Raw genomic sequence first — 21,752 nt, 5'->3', positions numbered from 1 at the left:
TCCTTCAGGCAAAGGTATCGGCAAACATGGCGCAGGCCGAGCGCAGCGACAGCTGCTCCTGCTGCAGGCAGGCGGACAACTGGCGCAGCGCCGCAGCGTCTCCCAACTGCTCGTCAACCCAGTCGAGCTGGTCGAACACGATCAGCCGTTCGCTGCCGGCCTGCGGATCGATCAGCGCGCGCAAGCCGTGCGGGTCGGCGCCGCAAAAACCGATCACCAGCACGGGCGCCTCGTCGAGGTGGGAAAAGAACAGCGCCAGTTCGAAATCGGCCTGGCGCAGGAAAGGCGCGATCAGGTGCAGCCAGAAGCTGGCCACCAGCTCGCGCAGCTGCACGTCCTGCGGCAGCGGCAGCACCAGGCTTTTTTCCAGGCGCGGCAAGCCGCTCTGGCGCACCGGTTGCAGCAGCAGGCCCAGACCCAGCAGCAGTTCGCGCACCGTCACGGGGAATGCGGGCGAAGCGAGCATCGTTTGCAAGCCGTGCACGGTCTGCGTCTGCAGGAAGGCGGCCAGCCGCGCCGCGTGGCACGGTGCGGCCGGCTCGACTTCGACCACGTTGCCGGCCAGCGCCAGCAGCGCCGGCCCCGGTTCGGCGCTGGTCACAATGCCTTGCGAGAGCTGCTCCACGCGCTGCCACAGGGGCGCCAGCGCCAGCGGGCTGCAAGCGACAAAGGCTTCGGCGTCATCGACTTCCAGCGCGCCCATGGCCATGAAGGGAAAGCGCCGCAGCGACTGGTCATTGCTCGCTTCCAGGCGTCCGGCGATGGCGCGCCGGCTGCGCGTGCCGACAAAGGCAAAGCGCAGCGGCGGCAAGGCGTCGTAATTGAGCTTCCAGCGCGGTTCCAACGTCAGCGCGTTCATGACTTGCGCCAGCCAGTCGTCGAGCAGCTGCACCAGCGCGTGATTGTCGCAAGCCTTGATGAAATCGCCGCGCGCGGGGATCTTGCCGAAGTAGCCGAGGCGCACCTGCTGTTGCGCGCGCATCATGGCGACACTCCCGCCGCAGCGACAGCAACGGCGGCAATGGCCGGCACGGGTGGGGGCGCGCCGACGATGGTCTCGGGCAGCTGCATGCCGCGAAAACCCTGCTCCTGCAACGCCGCAGTTCCGCCCGTACCCGTCGCCGTCGTTTCCGCGCTGCTGGTGATTTTCAGGTCGACCGCCACGGCCACCTCGCCGCGCGCCCAGCGCAGTTCAAACACGCCGCCGTCCTTGCGCTTCTTGGCCGCCGCATCGATCATGCGCTTCAGGCCGAATTGCCCCGGCTCGTTGAACAGTTCCACCGTGCGTCCGTCGAAGGTGACGGCCGTGATGCGCGCCCCCTGCATGCCCGATGCGCCCTGTGGACCCGGATGCACCATGTTCGTCCACTGCGCCGGCGTATTGCGGTAGCGCAGCTGCTGGCCGTCGATCTCCACCGTGTATTCCAGCGTGCCCGGCGCGGGCGATGGCTGGATCTGGAACACGGTTTGCGCCGCCGTCGAAGTGGCCGCCACGCCGCCCGCGCCCAACGGAGCGATCCAGCCGGGGAGGCGCGCCACCACCTGCGGCGACAGGCTGATGCCCATGTCGGCCCAGGTGCGCGGCGCCAGCACGTCGCCGCGCCGCACCACCAGCGGGCCCATGGACGTCGTGACGAATTTCGCCACCAGGCCTTCCGGGCCGAAGAACTGGCCGATCTCCAGGTTGCTCGCCTCGATGCGCGCCGTGGGCGCGAACGGATACTTGTTGGCCAACGATTTCTGGAACGGTTCGTATACCTGCGCCGCCCAGGTCTTGTTGATATCGAGTTCGGCCGGCGCGACGATGACGGCAAAGGTCTGCATCAGCGGGCGCACGAGGATGGGGCGTATCGCCTGCTTTTGCGCGTCGCTCATCCCCGTGAGCATCTGCTCGTCGACCAGTTTCAGGGCGTCGGCCAGCTCGGAACCGCTGCCTTCCAGGGTCTGCTGCATGAACTGGCGCGCGCCCGGCCCCGCGTCGCCCTGGTTCTTCAACAAATTCAAACGGCTGCGCAGTTTCGACAGCGCTTCCAGGTAGGCGCGCATCAACGAGGCATTGTTGTCCCTGGCCGCCACCAGCTTGCCCACGCCGGCAAATTCGCGTCCCACGGGGCCCATCGGTTTATCCAGGCGGGCCGGGTCGATCTGCGCATTGAGGCCCGGATTGGCCGTCAGCTGCGATGGCGCGCGGCGCAGCACGGTTTCCTTGAACCAGGCGATGATGCCCCGCTCGGCCTTGCGCAATTGCGCATTCTGCAGCGCCGGGTTGTCCCACGAGGTTTCCTCGTAAATGGTGGTGAGCAGTTTGGCGATCGGCGACGACTGCGGGTCGCCCAGGCGGTTCATCGCTTGCACGGCGCCGTCAAAGCCTTTCAGGTCGGCCACGGCCACGCCCTGCACGAATTTCTGCCACTCGCGCGCGTAGTCGGCCTTGTACATGGCCACCAGGTTTTTCTCGATCTGCTCCGGACTGCCTTCCAGGGTCAGGTCGTCGGTGGAGGCGCTTTTCAGCACCCAGTCGGCGCTTTGCAGCTCGCGGTTGGCGGCGTCGCGAAACGCGCCCTCGACGAACTTTTCCCACGCCTGGCGCGTAAAGGCGCCGGAGACGGCGTAACTGCCCGCCAGCAGCGCCTGATCCTGTTCGCCGATGATGCGCGCCACCGTCATGCCGGGAAAACGCGTCGAGGCGCGCGCGCGAATGTCGGCATACACGCGCTCGCGCGCCGGCATGCCGCGCACCACGCGGCGCAGGTTTTCGCGCGCCTGGTCGACCAGCGCCAGCTTCTGCTCGATGCGCGGCCAGGACGGGTCGCCGATCTGCGCCAGGTAAAACGTCAGCAGCCGTTCGGCGCTGCGTATCATCTGCTCGCGCGGCATGGCGCCCCGGTTGCCCTCCAGCCAGCCGCGCCAGAAACGCGTCAGCTGGTCGTTCAGGTGGCTGCTTTCCGCATGCGTCTTGTCGGCCAGCATCAGATAGGTTTTCAGCGCGTTGTAGGCATCTTCCACATTCGTCGCGCTGGCCGCCTGGTACTGCACGCCGCGCGGCGCGGCCGTGGGTGACGCGGCGGCAGGCGTCTGTGGCGTACGCGCCGTGGGCTGCAACTGGTCGGCGCTGGCGTTCATCTCGAACAGCAAGGCTTCCAGCGCTGCCGCCACGGGGGCCAGCATGACCTGGCGCGCGCCGGCAAAATATTCCTCGCGCAGCTTGCGCTCAAGTAAATCGCCCTGATACAGGCCCAGGCGCAAGGACCAGGGACGTTGCGTGCGGTACGCTTCCAGCTGCTCGATACGGTCCTGCAAGATCTCCAGCGCTTCCAGGCGCGACTGCAAGTCCAGCCGCCGCTCCTGCAGCTTCACCACTTTATTTAAATCGGCCTCGACATTGGCCACCAGTTGCCGGTTGCCCAGATAAGACCAGCTCCAGCCGCCCAGGCAGGCGCCCAGCGACACGGTGGCGGCAAAGAACACGGCATATTTGAAGCGCAGCTTGGCACGGTTGGCATAGTTGGCCACCAGGTGCTTGTCGGCAAAAATCACCTTGCGGAACAGCTCCAGCAGGAAATAGCCATGCTGGCGCGCGCCCGATGGCACGGCGGCCGGGGCCGGTGCGAAGGCCAGGTCGAAGCGGCGCGCCACCTGCTGCGAGGAGGCACTCACGGGCTCGCCCTCCTGCAGCGCGCTGGTGAAATAAAAACCGCGGAACACGGGCTGGAACTGGAACGGATTTTCCTCGAACAGGGTGGCGATGAAGGCGCGCAGGGCCGGCTTGATGGCGGCAAATTCCAGCGGGAAAGTAAATACGCCGGGCGCCATCGTCTTGCGTTGCCGGTGCGCCATGTTGGCCAGGCTCAGCTCCGTCAAGCCATCGTGCAATTCATCGAAACTCTGGTCGAAAAACGCCAGCAAGTCCGCCGTGGGCAGCTTGCGCTGGTAGGGCATGGTGGCGCCCCAGACGCGCTCGCGTTCGCTGCGTTCGGCATCCGCAAAAAACTGCGTGAAGCCGGCGATCAGGTCCGCCTTGGTAAACACGATGTACAGGGGCGCGAACACTTCCAGGCGTTCGATGACGTCCTGCACGCGCTTGCGCAGGCTGCGCGCCAGTTGCATGCCCACGTCGGGGTTGCCTCCCAGTTCGGCGATGCTGACGGCGATGAGGATGCCGTTGATGGGTGCCTTGCGCCGGTATTTTTTCAGCAGGTCGAGAAAGCCGAACCACTCGCCGCGGTGCTCGTCGACGACGGAGTAGCGCCCTGCCGTGTCGAGCACGATGCCATCCGTGGTGAAAAACCAGTCGCAGTTGCGCGTGCCGCCCACGCCTTGCACGACCTTGCCGTCAGCGAAAGGGAATTGCAGGCCAGAATGCAGGATGGCGCTGCTCTTGCCGGCAGCCGGGTTGCCGATGATCATGTACCACGGCAATTCGTACAGGGCGGCGGCGCCCGATTTGAGGCCCAGCTTGGACGTCTTGATGGTCTCGATGGCGGCCAGCATGCCCGTGCGCACCGCGTCGAGTTCACCCTGCTGGGTGCTGTTGGCCGTCGAGGCCGAGGCCGCTTGCGCGGCGGCGATCTCGGCCTCGTTGAGGATGGCTTGCCCCAGCGCCTGGGCATTGCGCCGCGCGCGGCGCCGGCGCCACAGCCACAGGCCCAGCCAGGTGAGAAAAGCCAGCAGCAGCAAGGCCAGCGCCCAGATCAGCGCCACTTCCAGCACCTCGGCCCCCAGGTACAGGAACACGGCCAGCGCCACGAAGCCGAGGATGGTCAGATTGCGGCTGTCGGTGAGGAAATACCAGATTCGTCGCAGCATGATGAGCCCAGGGTGAGGTCGCAAAGCAAGGCGGATTCGACCCATGCTGACAGCAATGCGGCGCGCCTTTGTTGACATATGACAAGTACCAGGCGCCAGCGCATGGCAGGCGCTGGCGTGCCATTGACGCTGCGCAAGCAAGCTTGCAGCGGTGAAAATGATGGCGCGGCGCGGCGCTAGAATGGCTGGCGCGGCTTACTTGCCCAGCACGCGCGGTTGCGGCAATTCCGTGTGGCCAAAATCCATCATGGTCCAGCGCCCGCCCCAGCGCAGGCCCACCGATTCGGCCGTCACGCCATATAAACGGTAGCCGCGCATGGCCCAGGCATTTTTTTCAGAAATGATGAGCTTTCCTTCATGCATGAATGCGCAATCGGCCGCCAGGCCATACTGGTGATAGCTTTGAAACGCCCTGGCGTTGGTCACGTTCGGGCCGGCCGCCGCCAGTTGGTCCTGGCGCGCGGGGCTGCGGTAGCCTTCCAGCAAGACCATGTCGTAGCCATGCACGTCCTTCATGATCTTGAAGACCAGCAGCAAACGCTGCGCGTAGTCATGGTCGAGCAATTGCCAGTTGCGGCTGGCGCCGCCCAGCAGCGGGCGCAGCTGCGTTACTTCCGCCGTGGAAAACAGCAGCGGCGGCAAGGTCGGTGGCGGCACCAGCTGCTCGCCTTTCAGCAAGTCGCTGACCTGGTCGTTGATGATGTGTTGCCGGTCGGCATAGCCACGCAGGGCGATGCGGTCGCTGGACAACCACGCCAGCAGAGGCGGCACGATGACCAGCACGCTGCCTGCCAGGCTCAGCCAGCGATGCCGCAACAGCAGCTGCCAGGCGCGCGCCATGCCCGAGCCCGTGTGCCGCCGCATGCGCTGCCACTGCGCGCCGCTGCCGCCCTTCAGGTGCTGCGCGCGCCGCTGCACGCGCCAACCGAGGTTGACGAGTGTGTGCAGCATGATGGCGCGACCGCCGGGAAACAGCAGCAGCCAGCAGGCAAAACAGGCAAGCAGAAAATACATCAGGACCAGGGCGACGAACATGGGGCGCTCCGTGACAGGGGTAGTCTGGGCCGGACAGCAATTTCCCGGCGGTATCGCTAGATCGTAGGCGTCCGCGGCCCGCATGAGCGCGGTTTACATCAAGGTCAGTCGAGTTTGATCCACTGCGGAGGTGATATTTTGTCTCTATTGAAAACCGGGGATGGCCAGGCGCACGGTCCTGACCTGCTGAGCAAGGCCGGCGCGGCGGGCGCGCACAGCGACGGCAAGGGCATCCTGTCGCAGCTCGAACACGGCGTCGCCGCGCCTGCGGCCAGGCCCGCCCCGCGTTGGCGCCCCGGCTGGCGGCACTGGGCCGCTGGCGCGCTGTGCCTGGCGCTGCTGATCACGGCCGTGCTCGCTTATGACACGAGCATCATGCCGCCGGCGCCCGCCACGGCCGTGACTGTGGCTGCGCCCGCACTGCCGGCGCCATCCGCACCAACGGTGGCCCCGCACGCGGCGCAGGCGGCCACCATCGTCAATACGGCGGCCCCGCCCTTGCCTGCGGTCGCTGCCACAACGGCAAGCGCGAGCGCCAGTGCGCCACGCAAGACGGCACCGCCCGCGCGGCCGCAGGGGCAAAGGCCGGCCGCAGCGCCCGGCGACAGCGACGTCGCCTTGCTGACGGCGATGGTGGCCCATGCGCACCGGCAGGAAGGCACGGCAAAGCCCGTGCGCGACGTGGTGCTGCGCCAGCGGGAGCAAGAACAGGAACAGGAAACGGCGGAACTCTTGCAACGCTGCAAGCAGCTGGGCCTGATCGAAGGCATGCTGTGCCGCTCGCGCATCTGCTCGGGCCGCTGGGACAGCGATCCCGCCTGCCATTGAGGTCGACGCGGCCGCTGGGACGTCAGGTCCGCCTGTCGCGGCTGGTCAATACCCGGTGATCGGGGTGGTCTAGCATGTGTTTCTCGGGTGAGCGGCCGCGTCCATGCGGCCTTGCAAAAAGCCTTCCATCAGCGCCAGCAATGCCTGTGGCTGCTCCTGGTGCGGTGCATGCCCGCATTGTTCGACCATGGCAGGCACGGCGTTGAGGGCCTGCGCCACGATCGTGTCGACCTGGGCCGCGCTGCCGTACTGGTCCTCGCTGCCCTGCAGCACCAGCGCCGGACATTCGACGGAAGGCAGCAGGTATTCGATGTTCCAGAACTGGAAACCGTAGCTGAGCCAGGTATCCGACCAGGCCTTGAAGATGGATTCCGTCTTGTCGCCATGGTATTTCGCCAACGCGCGCAGCTTGCCGGCGCCAAACGCCGCGTCCGCCACGCGGATGCCATCGAGCGTGACGCCCTCGACAAACACGTGCGCCGCTTCGGTGATGATGCCGCGCAAGCGCGGCGGCTGCTGCGCCGCATAAATGAGGGCGATGCTGCCGCCATCGGAGTGGCCGATGAGAAAATGGTCCTGTCCCGGCAGCAGTGCGGCGAGCACTTGCGGCAGCTCGCACAGCGCGTAGTCGTGCAAATAATGGAGCTGGCGGCGCGCCGCCAGCGGCGACGATTGCCCATAGCCGTGGCGGTCATACAGCAAGCCGCGGCAGCCCGTCGCCTGGCATAGCTGCGCGGGAAAATCTTTCCACATCGCACAGCAGCCGAGCCCCTCGTGCAGGAATACCAGACAGGGCTTGGCGGGGTCGCCGTCGATCAGCTCGTAATAGATATCAGTTTCGGCACTCAGGTTCAGTATCGGCATGGGCTAGGCTCGCAACGGGTTGCGCATCGACAGGTCGGCGGCACCTATTGTGCCATTGTCCTGCGCGACATGCGTGGCGCCCCCATAAAAATAGCCAACAGGAAAAGATCTTGCCCCTTGCCTGCAAGGTGTTTGCGCCAGCACAAGTTAGCGCCGTTTTTCCGGTGGCGCGGCGCGCTTTTTGCCCGCGCGTTTGCCTAGAATGGCTTACTCCAACAGCATGGAGCAGGCGGCTACCTTATCAGCCAGGACGTGACACTGGCCGTCACGGCAACAGATAGGGCGTCTTGCCACGCGACGTCAGGCGCGGCGTCCAAACTATCGATCAGGAGTACATCATGGAAATGAAAGTAGAACATCGCACCGGCAGCAACCTGGCACTGGAAGAAACAGATGCGCCGATGGAGCAGGAAGGCAAGAGTGCAAAAGGCGCGGCGGCACAGGATCTGAATTTGAGCTCCGCCGCCTTCACCACCTATTACACGTGGACCGCCAATGGCGTGCATCCTTCGGTCAACTTCGCCAATGCCAACGTGAAGGCCAATTCGCGCGTATTTCTCAATATCAGCGAATATGCCGCGACTCCCCAGGACCGTTTCATTGGCGCCGCCCGCATGGCCGTGTACAACATCGCGCCATATAACGGCGGTTTCCTGGCCTGGGTGGAAATCTCCTGGGGCAGCCCGCTCAAAGTGCGTTTCGACGTGTTTGTGGATCCCTGATCCGGGAAACACTGAGCATGCCCCTGCCACCAGCAGACCGGCACCGCGCATGTCGTTAAGACACTAAAGGGAGAGCAAGCGTGAACGGGAAACCGTGCGCGCAAAACAAAAGGGCCACGTGTTGCCACGTGGCCCTTTGCTACTGCTGGTTCTGGCTCCCCGACCTGGACTCGAACCAGGGACCTGCGGATGAACAGTTGTACGGCATGAAACAGGTAGTCGGCGCGTGATCCCCAACAACGGACAGGCGTTCAAGGACCAGACCGTCGGCGTCACATCTGACCAGACGATATAAGACGCCAATCTTATCAAGCTGCGCATTACCCACTGCTACCTGCCCAAGGTTCCACTCGTCAAGAACATGTACGGCACCTATCTGAAATGGCTGGCTCCGCACACCGACGCCTTCCATGGCAAGTTGTTGGAGGATGGCCGCATCCCTGTTGTTACCCATGTCACCTTGCACATGCGATCGGACGCCGTCGAGACGGGTAACCCCGTGTCAACGCCAGGCACGAAGACACCGCCGCCAACGGCCTGCGACCCGGCACATTGCAACCCAGGCACATGTGCTCCAAATGCAAACATATGCTGTATACCGACTTGAGGTTCCAAAATGAACATGCCATCCCGCGCCACTGGTTGGCGTCATACGGTACGCCGCCTACCTGCCTGGCAACAACAAGTCCGCCAGATGCTAAGCATCCTGCTGATTTCTTGCGGTGCCGCGCTCTCCGGCGTTGCCCACGCCGCCGGATGCGGCCCGGAGCCTGGCGGCCCGCCGACCTCGTGTGCAGGTAGCGCTGTCGCCGGCACCGGCGGCAACGGCGGACCCGGTGCTGGCGCGGGCAACCCCATCAACGTCATCACCGGCAACAAGTACCAGCGAGAGGAGGACCTGCCAGCGCTGCCCGGCGTCCTCGGCCTGGAAATTGTAAGACACCACAACAGCGCCTACAGCAAGCCCGGCTCGCCGAACGGCCCCATGGGGCGCGAGTGGAAGCTGTCCTATGAAACGGAACTATTCGACAAGAACGGTCGGATTCAAGTGCTGCAAGCCGATGGTGGCCGCATCATCTTCAATCGGGATCCAGCCAACCCTAGCCTGTGCAGCACCTCGCTGCCGGCCAACGGTCGTATGATGGTCCTTTCTCGACCGACCGGGTCCGTCGAATACATTTGGACATGGACTAACGGTCGGCGATTGCATTTCAACAGCGTCGGCAAGCTGGAGCGCATTGTCGCTCCGACCGGCGAAGAGGTCGACCTGTACTATCGCGGCGACAATACCTTGGCGAAGGTGGTTGACCCGCAGGGCCGCGGCCTGACCCTGAGCTACCTAGACCGGGAGCACGCGCGGGCAAACGACCGCTACCGGGGCGTGCAGTACATCGACAGCCCAGTGGGACGTTTCTCCTATGAATACGGCAGCGCTCTTCCCAAGGGCAGCGTCCGGCTCGACCCGCGTATTGTGCTGGCCAACATGGTACGGGTCACGCTGCCGGGCCACTCGTTCAGCCGTGTCTACCACCACGAGGATCCGCGCTTCCCCTGGCTGCTGACAGGTATCAGCATCGAGACCGCCGGTGCCGACGGCAAGCCTGTCGCCAACCGTTTCGCCACCTTCGGCTACGACGGCAATGCCCGCGCCAACCTCAGCACCCACACGAACAACGTGGACAAGGTGACGTTGGACACCCGCGAACCGGGCAAGACGGTGCTGACCAATAGCCTCGGCCAGCAGACCGTCTACCGCTACACCATCATCGGTGACCAGCATCGCATGCTGGAAGTGCGCGGCGCGGGCTGCGCCACCTGCGGCGAGAGCAACGTGCGCTACGGTTATGACCGCCTGGGACAGTTGACCGAAACGACCAAGCTGGATTTCAACGGCGCGCCCATCAGCACGATCAGGAGCGAGTTGGACAAGCTCGGCCGTACTGTGCGGGTCAGCAAGGTGGACTATCAAAACGGCAAACCCGGACCGGTGCAATGGCTGCTGCGCCTGGAATACCTCGGCGACAGCGGCGCGCCGGCCGTCATCGCCCGCCCCAGCGTCGTCCCCGGGCGAGAGCGACAAACACGCATGACCTACAACGATGTCGGCCAGCCCCTGAGCGTGACCGACACCGGCTGGGTGCCCACGTATGACGGCAAGCAGGCGGCTGGCGCGCTGGAACGCACCACCACCTACCGCTACGCCCTCATCAACGGTCGCAGCCTGCTGACGCGCATCGACGGTCCGTTGGCCAATGGCAAGACCAACAGCCCGCTCGACTCGGACATAACTCTCTTCGAGTACGACAACATCCCCGACGCGGACAGCGGGAAAAAGGTCGCCACCGCACCACGCAAACTGGAGAAGTACGACGAGCATACGCAGCGCCGTGACGGGCTGCTCACCCGCATCATCGCGCCCGGCAACCTCACCACGGAGGTCCTTGAACGGGATGCGGCGCTGCGGCCGACCAAGCTGCGCATCACGGATGGCGACCTGGTGCAGCTCGCCACCATCAGCAACAACTGGCGCGGCGCGCCGGAAGACCTCGACCTCACGGCGGGCACCCTGCACCGGCATCTCCACTACGACTACAACGCCGACGGGAACATCGCCGCAGTGACCCAGCCCGGCAACTTGCGCAGTCTCTTCCAGTATGACCAGGCCGGCCGCATCACCCGGCTCATTTTGCCGGACAGCAGCGGCCTGGCGATTGCGCGCGACACGGAGGACCGCACAACCGGCATCGCCCGCTATGGCGACATGGTTCCGGCCGCCGCCGAAGCGCTGTCCTCGACCAGCTTCGACTACGACCGCTCAACCGACAAACCCGGCAGGCTGACCCGGATAGTCGATACGCTGGGCCTGCTGAAAAACTACCGCTACAACGACGCGGGACAGGTCATCGCCATCGCCAACGCGCTGGGCACCACCACGGCATTGGCCTACGACGCGGAGGGCCTGCTTGCCAGCCGCACCGACGCCGCCGGCAGCGCCGACGCGGCAGCCCTGCGCCTGGCCTACGACAAGGCCGGCCGCGCCACGGACATCGCCGCCGCCAACGGCGTCAAGACCCTGCGCCGCTACGACGACTTCGGCCACAAGGTGTTTGAAGCGGACCCGGACCGGGGCGTCACCCTCTACCGCCACGACGCCGCCGGCCGGCCAGTGGCCCGCATCGACGAAACGCTGGCGACCACGCGCTACACCTACGACAACGCCGACCGCCTGCTCGCCGTGGGCCAGGACAAGATAGCCAATCTGCTGCAATACCAGTATCGGGGCAGCAAGCTGGCCAGCATGCTCAGCACCACCGACGGCAAGCCGGCCCACGCCGCCGAGCGGCTGGACTACCAGTACGACGCCATGGGCCAGCTGATTCGGGAGACGCGCTGGCTCGCCGATGTCGGACGGCAGGCGAACGCAACGAAAGCGGGACTTGCCGGCCTGCGCTTTGTCACAAGCAACGAGTATGACGAGGCCGGCCGACTGGTCCGGCAAACGCTGCCGGACGGCCACAGCCTTCGCTACCGCGTCACTCCCGGCGACGCCGCGCGGCAAAAGGCGGATGCGCGCTACCGACCCAGTCAGCTCGAAGCCATCCTGTTCGACGAGCACGTCGTCGTGGACAACATCGAACAAACCATCGTGGGCGGCATGACCGGCTACACGATGGGAAACGGCCTGCGCCAGCAAATCCAGCTGGACCGCAGGGGTCGCATTGAGCAACTGCGAACCCTAGCGCGCTCCGCCACGTCCGATGCCTCATGGTGGCGCCGCGTCATGCGATGGTTTTCGTCCGACAAGGAGACAGCCAATGCCTCGCTGTACAGCCAGCACAACCGTTACGACGAGGCGGGCAGGCTGGTCCAGATTGACCGTTAGCTGGCATCGACTGGCCCAGACCGGCCGGCCGCGACACGCCGCGAAGGATACGCCTACGACCGACTCGACCGCCTGACCGGCATCGTTGGCAACGACGGGCCGGACACGTATTTGGGGTACGACACCGTGGGCAACCGCATCGCCGAATCAAATTCTCCGACACCGTCCGGAGTGCAGCGGACAGGCGCGCAATCGACGGACACCGGACGGCGCGAGTTCCTCTACGCGAGCAACAGCAACTGGCTGCTGGCCGCGACACAATCATCGGACGATCCGTCCGTATCCGCCCGACCATTGCGCGACGCCTGGTTCTACCACCGCACGGGCGTGCCGCTGGCGCAGCTGCAACGGCAAGCTAGCGCCGCCGCCAGCAACCGCCGCACCGTCTACAACAGCGACAAACGTCCGGTCGCCGTCTACGACAACGACCGGCTCGTCGCGCGCTACCACTACAACACCCTGGGCGAGCGCATCGCCAAGACGGTCTTCTTCGCGCAAGCGTCCCTGATGCCGATTGCATTCACGCGGGAGCCGGCGGACGGCGCCACCACCTACTCGCTGTACCGCGACCAGCGGCTGGCCGCCGAAACTGACGGCCTGGGCCACATCACGGCGCATTACATCTACCTGTACGGCAAACCGGTGGCCAAGATTTAAATGACGGAGAACACCACTTTCATGCACCGCCTGTGGAAGGTCATCACGATGCGTTCGGAGGACGCGCCCAGCGACAGGCTGCCGCGTATCTACGCCATCATCACCGACCACTTGGGCACGCCGCAACAGCTCGTCGACGAGCAACGGCAATTGGTGTGGCAGGCCCTCACCGCGCCATTCGGCCTGGCGCGCGTAACGTTCGCTGCGAACGCTCGCAACGGCAAACCGTTCGAGATGAACCTGCGTCTGCCCGGCCAGGTATTCGATGCCGAAACCGGCTTGCATTACAACTACCTGCGCGACTACGACCCGGCGCTGGGTCGCTACCTGACGCCCGACCCGATGGGCCAAGGCGGCATCAATCCGTATGCCTATGTCTCGGATAATCCCTTGACCAACATCGACCCGCTGGGGCTGTACCAAATCGACGTGCACTATTACATGACGTTCTTCCTGGCCATCACGGCCGGTGTGACCCAGGACACGGCAAGGCGAATTGCACTTGCGACGCAGTACGTTGATGATAACAAGGCGACATCACCGACACCCAACGGAGTGACGCCTTCGAGCATGACCATCAATCAACCCGCATTGGACCGCTACCATTTCGTCGAGGACGGATTCGACCCGGAGCGTACATGGCTGCAAAGTTTTTACAAGTTTACGTTCGGCAAGGACAGTCCAACATATATCGCGGACCGCATAAAAAATCCGGCAAGTCCGCAGCTCGTACGCCTCATGGCGGCCTCAAATTTCGCAAAGACAGACCCGAACGCCACGTGCAATTCAAGTGCGCAGCTCCTTGGCGAATATCTCCACGCATTTGAGGATACATTTGCGCACCGCAATCAAGATAATGTTCCGTATAACGCGACGACGTTCGGATACGGAACAGGACATGCTGTCGACGGCACCAATCCGGATTACACATTCAACCATTACTCGGGCATCCCCGGGTTTGGCGAATGGAAAACCAACGAGACAAGAACTTTAGAAATGGAGAAAGAAGTATTCGAAAAACTTCAATCAGTATCAACATATGGCGTGAAATATAAGAATTTCGGTCAAATTGAAAGCATACTGAAAGAGTTTAACGGTACTCATGCAAGTGATGTTGATATTGAAAGTCGGAAATTTCAAAATAAAATTGCGACTCTAAACAATGGCCTTATAACACTTGGTTACAGCGGTATAGATTTGGTATTTGATTCAGGCATACATGGGTATGATGCTGCGGCAGCGAAAGAGAACAGGAATGATTTTCTGGGGAATTTAAATCCGAGCGACTATGTCGGAACGATTCTTCCGAAAGGGACGGCGCCACTGCCGAAAAAATAATGAGCCTCTTTTCATTTCCAAAACCAGCTCGTCGGCGAACAAAGTTTCTAGGCCTACTTGTTCTTCTGCTTATCGCATGGTTGTTTTGGCCGAGGAATGAAACGAGGCCCCTGCTAAATTCACCGATTCCATCAACCCTGGAGTCTCAATCGTGTATCGACCTGCGCCCAGAAGATGAGACATTTCAGGAAGCAATAGTACTGGAAGCTGGTCGATACTGCGTTGCGGTTGACTTCTGGCAACGTCGATTTTGCGGAGCGGGGCATTGCGCTCCAGCTGCCTATCGACATTTGCTTGATATCAGCGGAGGCGACGTGACAATAGACTTAAGAAATCATACCTTGCATAGTGATGGGCACTCTAGTGGAATTGTCGCTTACACACAATCAAACAAGGGCTCCATGGAACGCGACAATCCAAATTTTTCTTTTTCTCAAAAAACGACACGGATTACGATTCAGAATAGCGTTATAGACTTGCGAGGAGGAGGTACTGGCGTAGAGTTTATCAATCACGGGAGTATGCTGTTTATTGAAACCCAAATTTTAGGTAGAACCTATGAGAAAACCGAATTCATTTTAGAAAATTTGCGCATCATCACCGACAACACCAGCGTAATCCTGGAAGGCGATGGCAACATTGTCCGTAATTGTATAATCGAAAGCGGAGGTGTGGCGGCAATCATGATGGCAGGACCTAACGGTCAGATACTGAATAATACAATCATTCTCACCAATCCATTTATTCCCGGCGACATGCGCGCCACTGAGTTTAATGAACCACGAGACTTTCCCGATCTTATCCAGGAAAAGATGAGGCCAAAAGCTGCAATTGCATTGCACCAAGCCACCGGCACTGTCATCAGCGGCAACCGCATCGAAGTTAAAGGGCCGTCGGCAACAAGACACAATATCTATCTCACGGATGCCAGCGAAAACATTCGCATCGAAGGGAATACATTTGTCGGCTCTGAAGACCCCGTAAGGCTGCTCAAGGGCAGCACCGCCACAATGAAAAACAACGTGTTCGAGCCAAGGAAGCCGTGGTGGAAATTCTGACTGCACAGGGCTACGTATTGACTCGGCTAGCGCTCAGCCGGGAGGCATTCCTGTGCACCTGGCATAACGCGGCGGAACAGCGGTGGGAGGTCGCCGGTGGCCGCATCGACTTCGACCACGACCAGAAGAACCCACATCCGCGTCGCACCAAAAAGACGGCGAACGGCATCATACGTCTCGACAGAAAGCCGAACGGTTTGCTCGAATACGCCTGGACCCGGGGCAATGAACGCCGGCTGCATGTCAACACCTTGGGCGGGCGCATCGCCAAGACGGCCTTCTCCGCGCAAGCGGCCCTGATGCCGATTGCGTTCACTCGGGAGTCAGCGAACGACGCCGCCACCTACTCACTGTACCGCGACCAGCGGATGGCCGCCGAGACTGACGGTCAGGGCCACATCAAGGCGCATTACAACTACCTGCGCGACTACGACCCGGCACCGGGTTGCTACCTGACGCCCGACCCGATGGGCCAAGGCGGCATCAATCCATATGCCTATGTCTCGGATAATCCCTTGACCAACATCGACCCGCTGGGGCTGTACCAAATCGATGTGCACTATTACATGACGTTCTTCCTGGCCATCACGGCGGGCGTGGATAAGGATACCGCACGACAAATTGCCTTGGCCACCCAGTATATTGACGAAAATCCAGTGACGGAACCAATGCTACCGGATGGTCTCCATCCCGATAGCCTGCTGGTAAATCAACCGGCACTCGCCCGCTACCATTTTGTTCAAGACGGTTACGACCCGCCACGCACACTTGTCGAGAGCGCCTATCGGTTTGCCATAGGTGTCGACTTACAAAGCTACGTGGACCGCCATATCGTGAATCCTGGAAGCCCCCAACTCGCGCGACTACTGAACGCATCAAATTTCGCGAAAACAGACCCGAATGCCAATTGCCACTCCAGCGCGCAACTGTTCGGTGAATATCTTCACGCGTTAGAGGACACTTTTGCTCACCGGGACCGATTCAACAACTCCTATTCCGCAACCACTTTCGGCCTTGGCGCCGGCCATCTCACTGGCGGAGAGCATCCGGACTATTCCTTCAATCATGATGTCGTAGGCCTTCCTGGAGCGAAACAGGGCCATGCTGCGACGAGGAATATGATCGCACGAAACTAAACATCTAGAACCTAAGATTGCAATTCTAAATGACGCACTGAATTACCTTGGTTATAAAGGAATAGATATGACCTACGAGAAAGGAACTGATGCATTTTCCCGTAAGATAGCTGAAAAAAACCGTGGGGACGCATTAAATAGATTGAAGCCCGCGGACTACGTCGGCACCATTCCTCCCCAGGGAGCTGCTCCCTTGCCTGAGGAAAGAAAATGAACCTCTACCGCAAATTCCGTTCACTTCGCCGTGGAACGCTCGTACTCATCGTTGGTCTCCTTCTTGTTAGTTGGACGTTATGGCGAATGACAGATAGCCCGCCGGTTCTGCGTCCACCGCGTCTGGTTGCCAAGACAACTCTGCCTTGTGTCGAAGTTCGGCCAGAATTCGGGCCATATCAGGAAGCAGTAATTGATACGCCGGGGAAACACTGCATTGCCGTCGATTTTTGGCAACAGCGTCTGTCCGATTTTGCGGGACACACCGGACCCACCCCCTATCGCCATCTACTTGGTGTGATGGCAAACGATGTCACGGTCGATTTGGCCAACCACACCTTGCATAGTGACGGAAATTCTGGCGGAATCGTGGCGGAAAGGATTGAGCAGGGCGAGAAACCGATGCCTAAGAATACCACGGTCCAGAATGGTGTTCTGGAAATCAGGGGTCTCGGCACTGCAGTAGATTTCTTAGACCATTGGCCCATGTCCGACATTAACACCCCCGCGCCGAAAAACTTCCCAGGATTTAAAAAATCAGGGGTCATTCTCGAAAATTTGCTGATAAGGGCAGATAACGTGGGAGTGATGCTGGAAGGCGACGGCAACATCATCCGCAACTGTGTCATCGAAAGTGGTGGCGATAGCGCCATCATGATGGCGGGACCGAACGGAAAAATTCTGAATAACACCATCGTTCTCACCGACCCACTCATCCCCACTTGGCTCGCACATGGCAACAAAGGAATTGTATACCAAATTGCCAATCTTTCTGATTTTCGCAAGGCTCCTCGAGCAGCTATTGCACTCCATCGTGCGACGGGAACAGTCATCCGTGGCAATCGAATTGAGGTCAAAGGAAAGTCCTCAAGCAGGCACAACATTTACCTGACCGACACTAGTATCGGCGTGCAAATCGAGGGGAATACATTTGTTGGAACGGATGACCCAGTCACCTTGACGAATGGGAGCACATCTAATTTAAGAAATAATACTTACGAGCAAAGACTTCCATGGTGGTAGCTCTCCAGTAAAATAAACGAAAAACACGCTACGACATTAAACAAAGTGAAGCCAGCCGACTATATTGGAACGATTCTTCCGAAAGGGACGGCGTCACTGCCGAAAAAATAATGACCTTCTTTTCATTTCCAAAACCAGTTCGTCGGCGAACAAAGTTTCTAGGCCTACTTGTTCTTCCATTTATCGCATGGTTGTTTTGGCCGGGGAATGAAACGAGGCCCCTGCTAAATTCACCGATTCCATCAACCCTGGATTCTCAACCGTGTACCGACCTACGCCCAGAAGATGAAACATTTCAGGAAGCAGTGGTGTGGGAAGCTGGTCGATACTGCGTTGCGGTTGATTTCAGGCAACGTCGATTTTGCGGAGCGGGGCATTGCGCTCCAGCTGCTTATCGTCATTTGCTCGCAATTAAGGGCGGCAGTGTAACTATCAACTTGAACAATCACACTTTACATAGTGATGGTCATTCTAGTGGAATAATAGCCTACGCTCAACAAAATAAGAGTTCCACACAGCCCAATAAACCGAACTTTATATTCACCCAAAGCACTAAAATCATTACGATAAAAAATGGAGTAATAGACCTGCGCGGACTAGGTGTAGGGATTAAACTTATCAATCATTGGGATATGCTGTTTCTTGATGACCAAGTTCCAGGCTCGCGGGCAAGCTATGAGAAAACCGAATTTATTTTAGAGAATTTGCGCATCATCACCGACAACATAGGAATTATCCTCGAAGGCGATGGCAATATAATCAGAAACTGCATTATCGAGAGTGATGGTCGAGCGGCCATAATGATGGCGGGCCCCCGTGGACTAATTGAAAATAACACAATTATTCTCACACGAAAATTGATGCCGGGACTGATACCCTTTACGTTCAATAAGCTAATGGAGGGCCGCTATACTCCAGGGCGTATTTATAGCGAGATTGAAGAATGGCAGGTCCAAAAAGCAGCTATCGTGCTACACCAGGCCTCCAACACAGTTATCCGCAACAATACAATCGAAGTTAAAGGACACTCGGCAACAAGACACAACATCTATCTCACGGATGCCAGCGAAAACATTCGCATCGAAGGGAATACATTTGTCGGCTCTGAAGACCCCGTAACGCTGCTCAAGGGCAGCACCGCCACAATGAAAAACAATGTGTTCGAGCCAAGGAAGCCGTGGTGGAAATTCTGACTGCACCGCGCTATCAAAACCAGTCTTTCAGCCGTAAACGATAAAGGCCTTCCGAAGAAGGCCTTTATTTTCAACGCTTTATTCTGGCTCCCCGACCTGGACTCGAACCAGGGACCTGCGGATTAACAGTCCGTCGCTCTACCAACTGAGCTATCAGGGAAAGGAGGCCGAATTATATACGTCAAAAATTCGCATGTCCAGTTTCAATCTGCATGGCCAGCAAAATACGCCGCCAGGGAACAAGCCTTGCCAGGTGGCTGGGTGCGTCTGCGCGGCGCCACGCAAGATAGTAGAATAGCCAGGCCTTGCCGACACGCAAGGCACTAACGGCATGCCGGCAGCGGGGCGTCGACCACCCCGCTGCCGGCATGCGCTTGCAAGGCTTATCCTTGCCCCTGGCTGACTGCTCTCACCCGACATGACAGAATCAAGCGCATCCCTGGTGGATAAGCCCGGCAGCGGCGATAGCTCGGCGGAAATTGCCGAGCATATCGCGGCCGCCATCGTGGCGCGCCAATTGCCGCCCGGTACGCGGCTGCGCGAAGAGGCGCTGTGCCGGCTGTATGGCGTCAGCCGCACCAAGATCCGCGCCGCCCTGCTGATCCTGTCGAAAGACAAACTGATCCGCATGGTGCCCGACAAGGGCGCCTTCGTCAGCCAGCCCACCGAAGCGGAAGCGCGCGACATCTTCGCCGCGCGGCGCATCATCGAAGCGGCCCTGGCGCGCGAATTCGTCGCGCGGGCCAAACCCGCCGACTACCGGATGCTGGAGCGGCACCTGAAAGCGGAGCGCCTGGCGCTGGCACAAGCGACGCCGCTGCGCTCGCAACTGCTGGGCGACTTCCACGTCTTGCTGGCCGACATCGCCGGCAACGCCGTGCTGCGCGATATCGTGCGCGAACTGGTGGGGCGCAGCTCGCTCATCACCATGCTGTACCAGTCCGGCCATGCCGCCGCCTGCTCGTACGACGAACACGGCCGTTTTCTGGAAGCGGCGCGCAGCGGCGACGCGGACCTGGCGGCGCGCCTGATGGTCGAGCACCTGACGCATGTGGAAGCGGCCTTGCGCTTCGACGGCAGCGCCTGCGACGCCAGGAAAGACCTGGTGGCGGCGCTGCTGATGTAAGCCGCAGCAAAAGAAAAGGCCGCCCTGCTGGTGCACGGACGGCCTTGTCATTGCGGCGGCAAACCCGCTATTCGCCCAGGTAGATAAACTTGAACAGGAAGATGGCGGCAATGATGTAAGCCACCACCGATACTTGCTTGCCCTTGCCCGTCAACAGTTTCAATACCGCGTAGGTGATGAAGCCGAACGCCACGCCGCTGGCCACCGAATAGGTAAACGGCATCATCAGCGCCGTGATGGCGGCCGGAATGCTTTCCGTACTGTCATCCCAGTCGATATACGTCAGTTCGCGCAGCATCAGGCACGCCACGTACAGCAGCGCTGGCGCCGTCGCGTACGGCGGCACCGTGTGCGCCAGCGGGGCGAAGAACAGGCTACCCAGGAACAGCAGCGCGACGGCCACGGCCGTCAAGCCCGTGCGGCCACCCGCTTGCACGCCGGCCGCGCTTTCCACGAAAGCCGTGGTGCTGGACGTGCCCAGGCAGGCGCCGGCGGCGATCGCCGTGCTGTCGGCCAGCAAGGCCTTGTTCATGCGTTCCATCTTGCCGTCTTTCAACAAGCCGGCACGGTTGGCCACGCCCATCAGGGTACCCGTCGCATCGAACAATTCCACCAGGAAAAACACCAGCACCACGTTGACGATGCCGATCGACAACGCGCCCATGATGTCGAGCTTGAACAGGGTCGGCTCGATGGCGGGCGGCGCCGAGACGATGCCGTTGAACTGGTTGCCGCCAAAGAAGAAGCTGGCGATGGTGATGGTGAGGATGCCGATCAGGATGGCGCCCGGCACTTTCAGGCGGTCCAGCGCAACGATGATGAAGAAACCGAGAATGGCCAGGATGGGCGCCGCCTGGTGCAAGTCGCCCAGCGCGATGATGGTGGCGGGGTTCGATACCACGATGCCGGCGCTTTTCAGCGAAATGATGGCCAGGAACAGGCCGATACCCACCGTGATCGCCGTGCGCAGCGCGGGCGGGATGCTGTTGATGATCATCTCGCGCACCTTGAACAGGCTGACCAGGATGAACAGGCAGCCGGAAATGAAGACGGCGCCCAGCGCCACTTCCCAGCTCATGCCCATGCCCTTGACCACCGTGTACGAGAAATATGCATTCAGGCCCATGCCCGGCGCCAGCGCGATCGGATAGTTCGCGTACAAGCCCATGATCAGGGTGCCGATGGCGGCCGCCAGGCAGGTGGCAACAAAGACGGAGTCTTTCGGCATGCCCGCATCGCCCAGGATGGACGGGTTGACGAAGATGATGTAGGCCATCGTCAGGAATGTGGTCAGGCCGGCCAGCAGCTCCGTGCGCACATTGGTTCCGTTGTCCTTCAGTTTGAAATAGCGTTCCAGGAACTGCATGATTAACCCCTTGTTTTGGTAAAACCGCGCGCCTGGTCTTGGACTATGCGCATCTTTTTTTCTTGCAACAACTACTTACTTGCTTGCTTGATTACTTGCCTGGCGCGCTGGCCGGCTTGAAGGCCCACCAGCGGCTGCCCGCGAAATTCCAAATCAGGCCGATACCCGTCGCCAGCACCTGCGCCAGCCAGTAATACCAGCCCAGCTGGTGTACCAGCAGCCACATCAGGCCCGTATTGATGCACCAGCCGATGCCCAGCAAGGTGAAATACTTGGACGCCGCCTCGCCGTGGCCCTTGTCGCTTTTAAACGTGAAAAAGTAATTGAGGAGGTAGTTGACGACGGAACCCAGGATGTAGCCGATGCCGGAAGCGGCGGCGGCGCTGATGCCGGCCCATTCCACGCCGCCCCACAGCACGCTGTATTGCACGGCCGTGCCGGAAGCGCCGACGGCGGCGAAACGTAAAAATTGGTGATGCAGGGAATGAGACATTGTCAATTTTC

General features: G+C 60.7%; 16 protein-coding genes and 1 tRNA gene. 10 read left to right on the top strand and 7 right to left on the bottom strand.

Going from position 1 to position 21,752, the window contains the following annotated elements:
* Positions 1-4: 4 nt before the first annotated feature.
* From tagF to KY494_RS26155, 3 genes are all read right to left on the bottom strand, one after another.
* Entirely contained in the window at positions 5-985 is a 981-nt protein-coding gene (gene tagF / locus KY494_RS26165) for a type VI secretion system-associated protein TagF (RefSeq protein WP_219888718.1), read from the bottom strand.
* Entirely contained in the window at positions 982-4,806 is a 3,825-nt protein-coding gene (gene tssM / locus KY494_RS26160; RefSeq protein ID WP_219888717.1) for a type VI secretion system membrane subunit TssM, read from the bottom strand. The genes tagF and tssM overlap by 4 nt, the downstream gene beginning before the upstream one ends.
* A 195-nt stretch (positions 4,807-5,001) precedes the next feature.
* Positions 5,002-5,841: a M15 family metallopeptidase gene (locus KY494_RS26155; RefSeq protein ID WP_219888716.1), complete on the bottom strand. Its 840-nt coding sequence runs from the start codon at positions 5,839-5,841 to the stop codon at positions 5,002-5,004.
* Positions 5,842-5,979: 138 nt separating this feature from the next.
* Here KY494_RS26155 and KY494_RS26150 point away from each other — a divergent pair, with 138 nt between their 5' ends.
* Positions 5,980-6,669, top strand: coding sequence for a hypothetical protein (locus tag KY494_RS26150; RefSeq protein WP_219888715.1), 690 nt, complete (start codon positions 5,980-5,982; stop codon positions 6,667-6,669).
* Positions 6,670-6,738: 69 nt separating this feature from the next.
* On the opposite strand, the gene KY494_RS26145 is transcribed toward KY494_RS26150, so the two are convergent.
* Positions 6,739-7,533 (bottom strand): alpha/beta fold hydrolase, encoded by a 795-nt coding sequence (locus KY494_RS26145; RefSeq protein WP_219133671.1) that lies wholly within the window; start codon positions 7,531-7,533, stop codon positions 6,739-6,741.
* A gap of 287 nt (positions 7,534-7,820) precedes the next feature.
* On the opposite strand from KY494_RS26145, the gene KY494_RS26140 reads away from it, so the two are divergent.
* The 8 genes from KY494_RS26140 (at position 7,821) to KY494_RS26105 (ending at position 18,756) form a co-directional block, all read left to right on the top strand.
* On the top strand, positions 7,821-8,255 hold the full coding sequence (locus KY494_RS26140; RefSeq protein WP_219133673.1) for a hypothetical protein: 435 nt from the start codon (positions 7,821-7,823) through the stop codon (positions 8,253-8,255).
* 616 nt (positions 8,256-8,871) lie between these two features.
* Positions 8,872-12,138, top strand: a complete 3,267-nt coding sequence (locus KY494_RS26135; protein WP_219888714.1) for a DUF6531 domain-containing protein — start codon at positions 8,872-8,874, stop codon at positions 12,136-12,138.
* A 111-nt stretch (positions 12,139-12,249) separates the two neighbouring features.
* The gene (locus KY494_RS26130; protein WP_219888713.1) at positions 12,250-12,795 is read left to right on the top strand and encodes a hypothetical protein; all 546 of its coding nucleotides are present in this window, start codon (positions 12,250-12,252) and stop codon (positions 12,793-12,795) included.
* Positions 12,796-14,133 (top strand): RHS repeat-associated core domain-containing protein, encoded by a 1,338-nt coding sequence (locus KY494_RS30070; protein WP_219888712.1) that lies wholly within the window; start codon positions 12,796-12,798, stop codon positions 14,131-14,133. It begins immediately after the preceding gene.
* Complete coding sequence (locus KY494_RS26120) at positions 14,133-15,191, top strand: right-handed parallel beta-helix repeat-containing protein (RefSeq protein ID WP_219888711.1); 1,059 nt, start codon at positions 14,133-14,135, stop codon at positions 15,189-15,191. The genes KY494_RS30070 and KY494_RS26120 overlap by 1 nt, the downstream gene beginning before the upstream one ends.
* Positions 15,179-16,327, top strand: a complete 1,149-nt coding sequence (locus KY494_RS26115) for an RHS repeat-associated core domain-containing protein (RefSeq protein ID WP_219888710.1) — start codon at positions 15,179-15,181, stop codon at positions 16,325-16,327. The genes KY494_RS26120 and KY494_RS26115 overlap by 13 nt, the downstream gene beginning before the upstream one ends.
* Positions 16,328-16,537: 210 nt before the next feature.
* On the top strand, positions 16,538-17,563 hold the full coding sequence (locus tag KY494_RS26110; protein ID WP_219888709.1) for a right-handed parallel beta-helix repeat-containing protein: 1,026 nt from the start codon (positions 16,538-16,540) through the stop codon (positions 17,561-17,563).
* A gap of 110 nt (positions 17,564-17,673) precedes the next feature.
* Positions 17,674-18,756 (top strand): right-handed parallel beta-helix repeat-containing protein, encoded by a 1,083-nt coding sequence (locus KY494_RS26105; RefSeq protein WP_219888708.1) that lies wholly within the window; start codon positions 17,674-17,676, stop codon positions 18,754-18,756.
* An 84-nt stretch (positions 18,757-18,840) separates the two neighbouring features.
* Here KY494_RS26105 and KY494_RS26100 read toward each other — a convergent pair.
* Positions 18,841-18,916, bottom strand: a tRNA-Asn gene (locus KY494_RS26100).
* 258 nt (positions 18,917-19,174) lie between these two features.
* Here KY494_RS26100 and KY494_RS26095 point away from each other — a divergent pair.
* Complete coding sequence (locus KY494_RS26095; RefSeq protein WP_219888707.1) at positions 19,175-19,882, top strand: GntR family transcriptional regulator; 708 nt, start codon at positions 19,175-19,177, stop codon at positions 19,880-19,882.
* Positions 19,883-19,949: 67 nt separating this feature from the next.
* Here KY494_RS26095 and KY494_RS26090 read toward each other — a convergent pair whose 3' ends face one another.
* Both KY494_RS26090 and KY494_RS26085 read right to left on the bottom strand, forming a co-directional pair.
* Complete coding sequence (locus KY494_RS26090) at positions 19,950-21,248, bottom strand: NCS2 family permease (RefSeq protein WP_219888706.1); 1,299 nt, start codon at positions 21,246-21,248, stop codon at positions 19,950-19,952.
* A 91-nt stretch (positions 21,249-21,339) separates the two neighbouring features.
* The gene (locus tag KY494_RS26085) at positions 21,340-21,741 is read right to left on the bottom strand and encodes a GtrA family protein (RefSeq protein WP_219133677.1); all 402 of its coding nucleotides are present in this window, start codon (positions 21,739-21,741) and stop codon (positions 21,340-21,342) included.
* Between the last annotated feature and the right edge of the window lie 11 nt (positions 21,742-21,752).

It is taken from the genome of Janthinobacterium sp. PAMC25594 (assembly GCF_019443505.1).
GTDB lineage: Bacteria > Pseudomonadota > Gammaproteobacteria > Burkholderiales > Burkholderiaceae_D > Janthinobacterium.
This window is presented reverse-complemented; position numbering and strand designations above follow the sequence as displayed.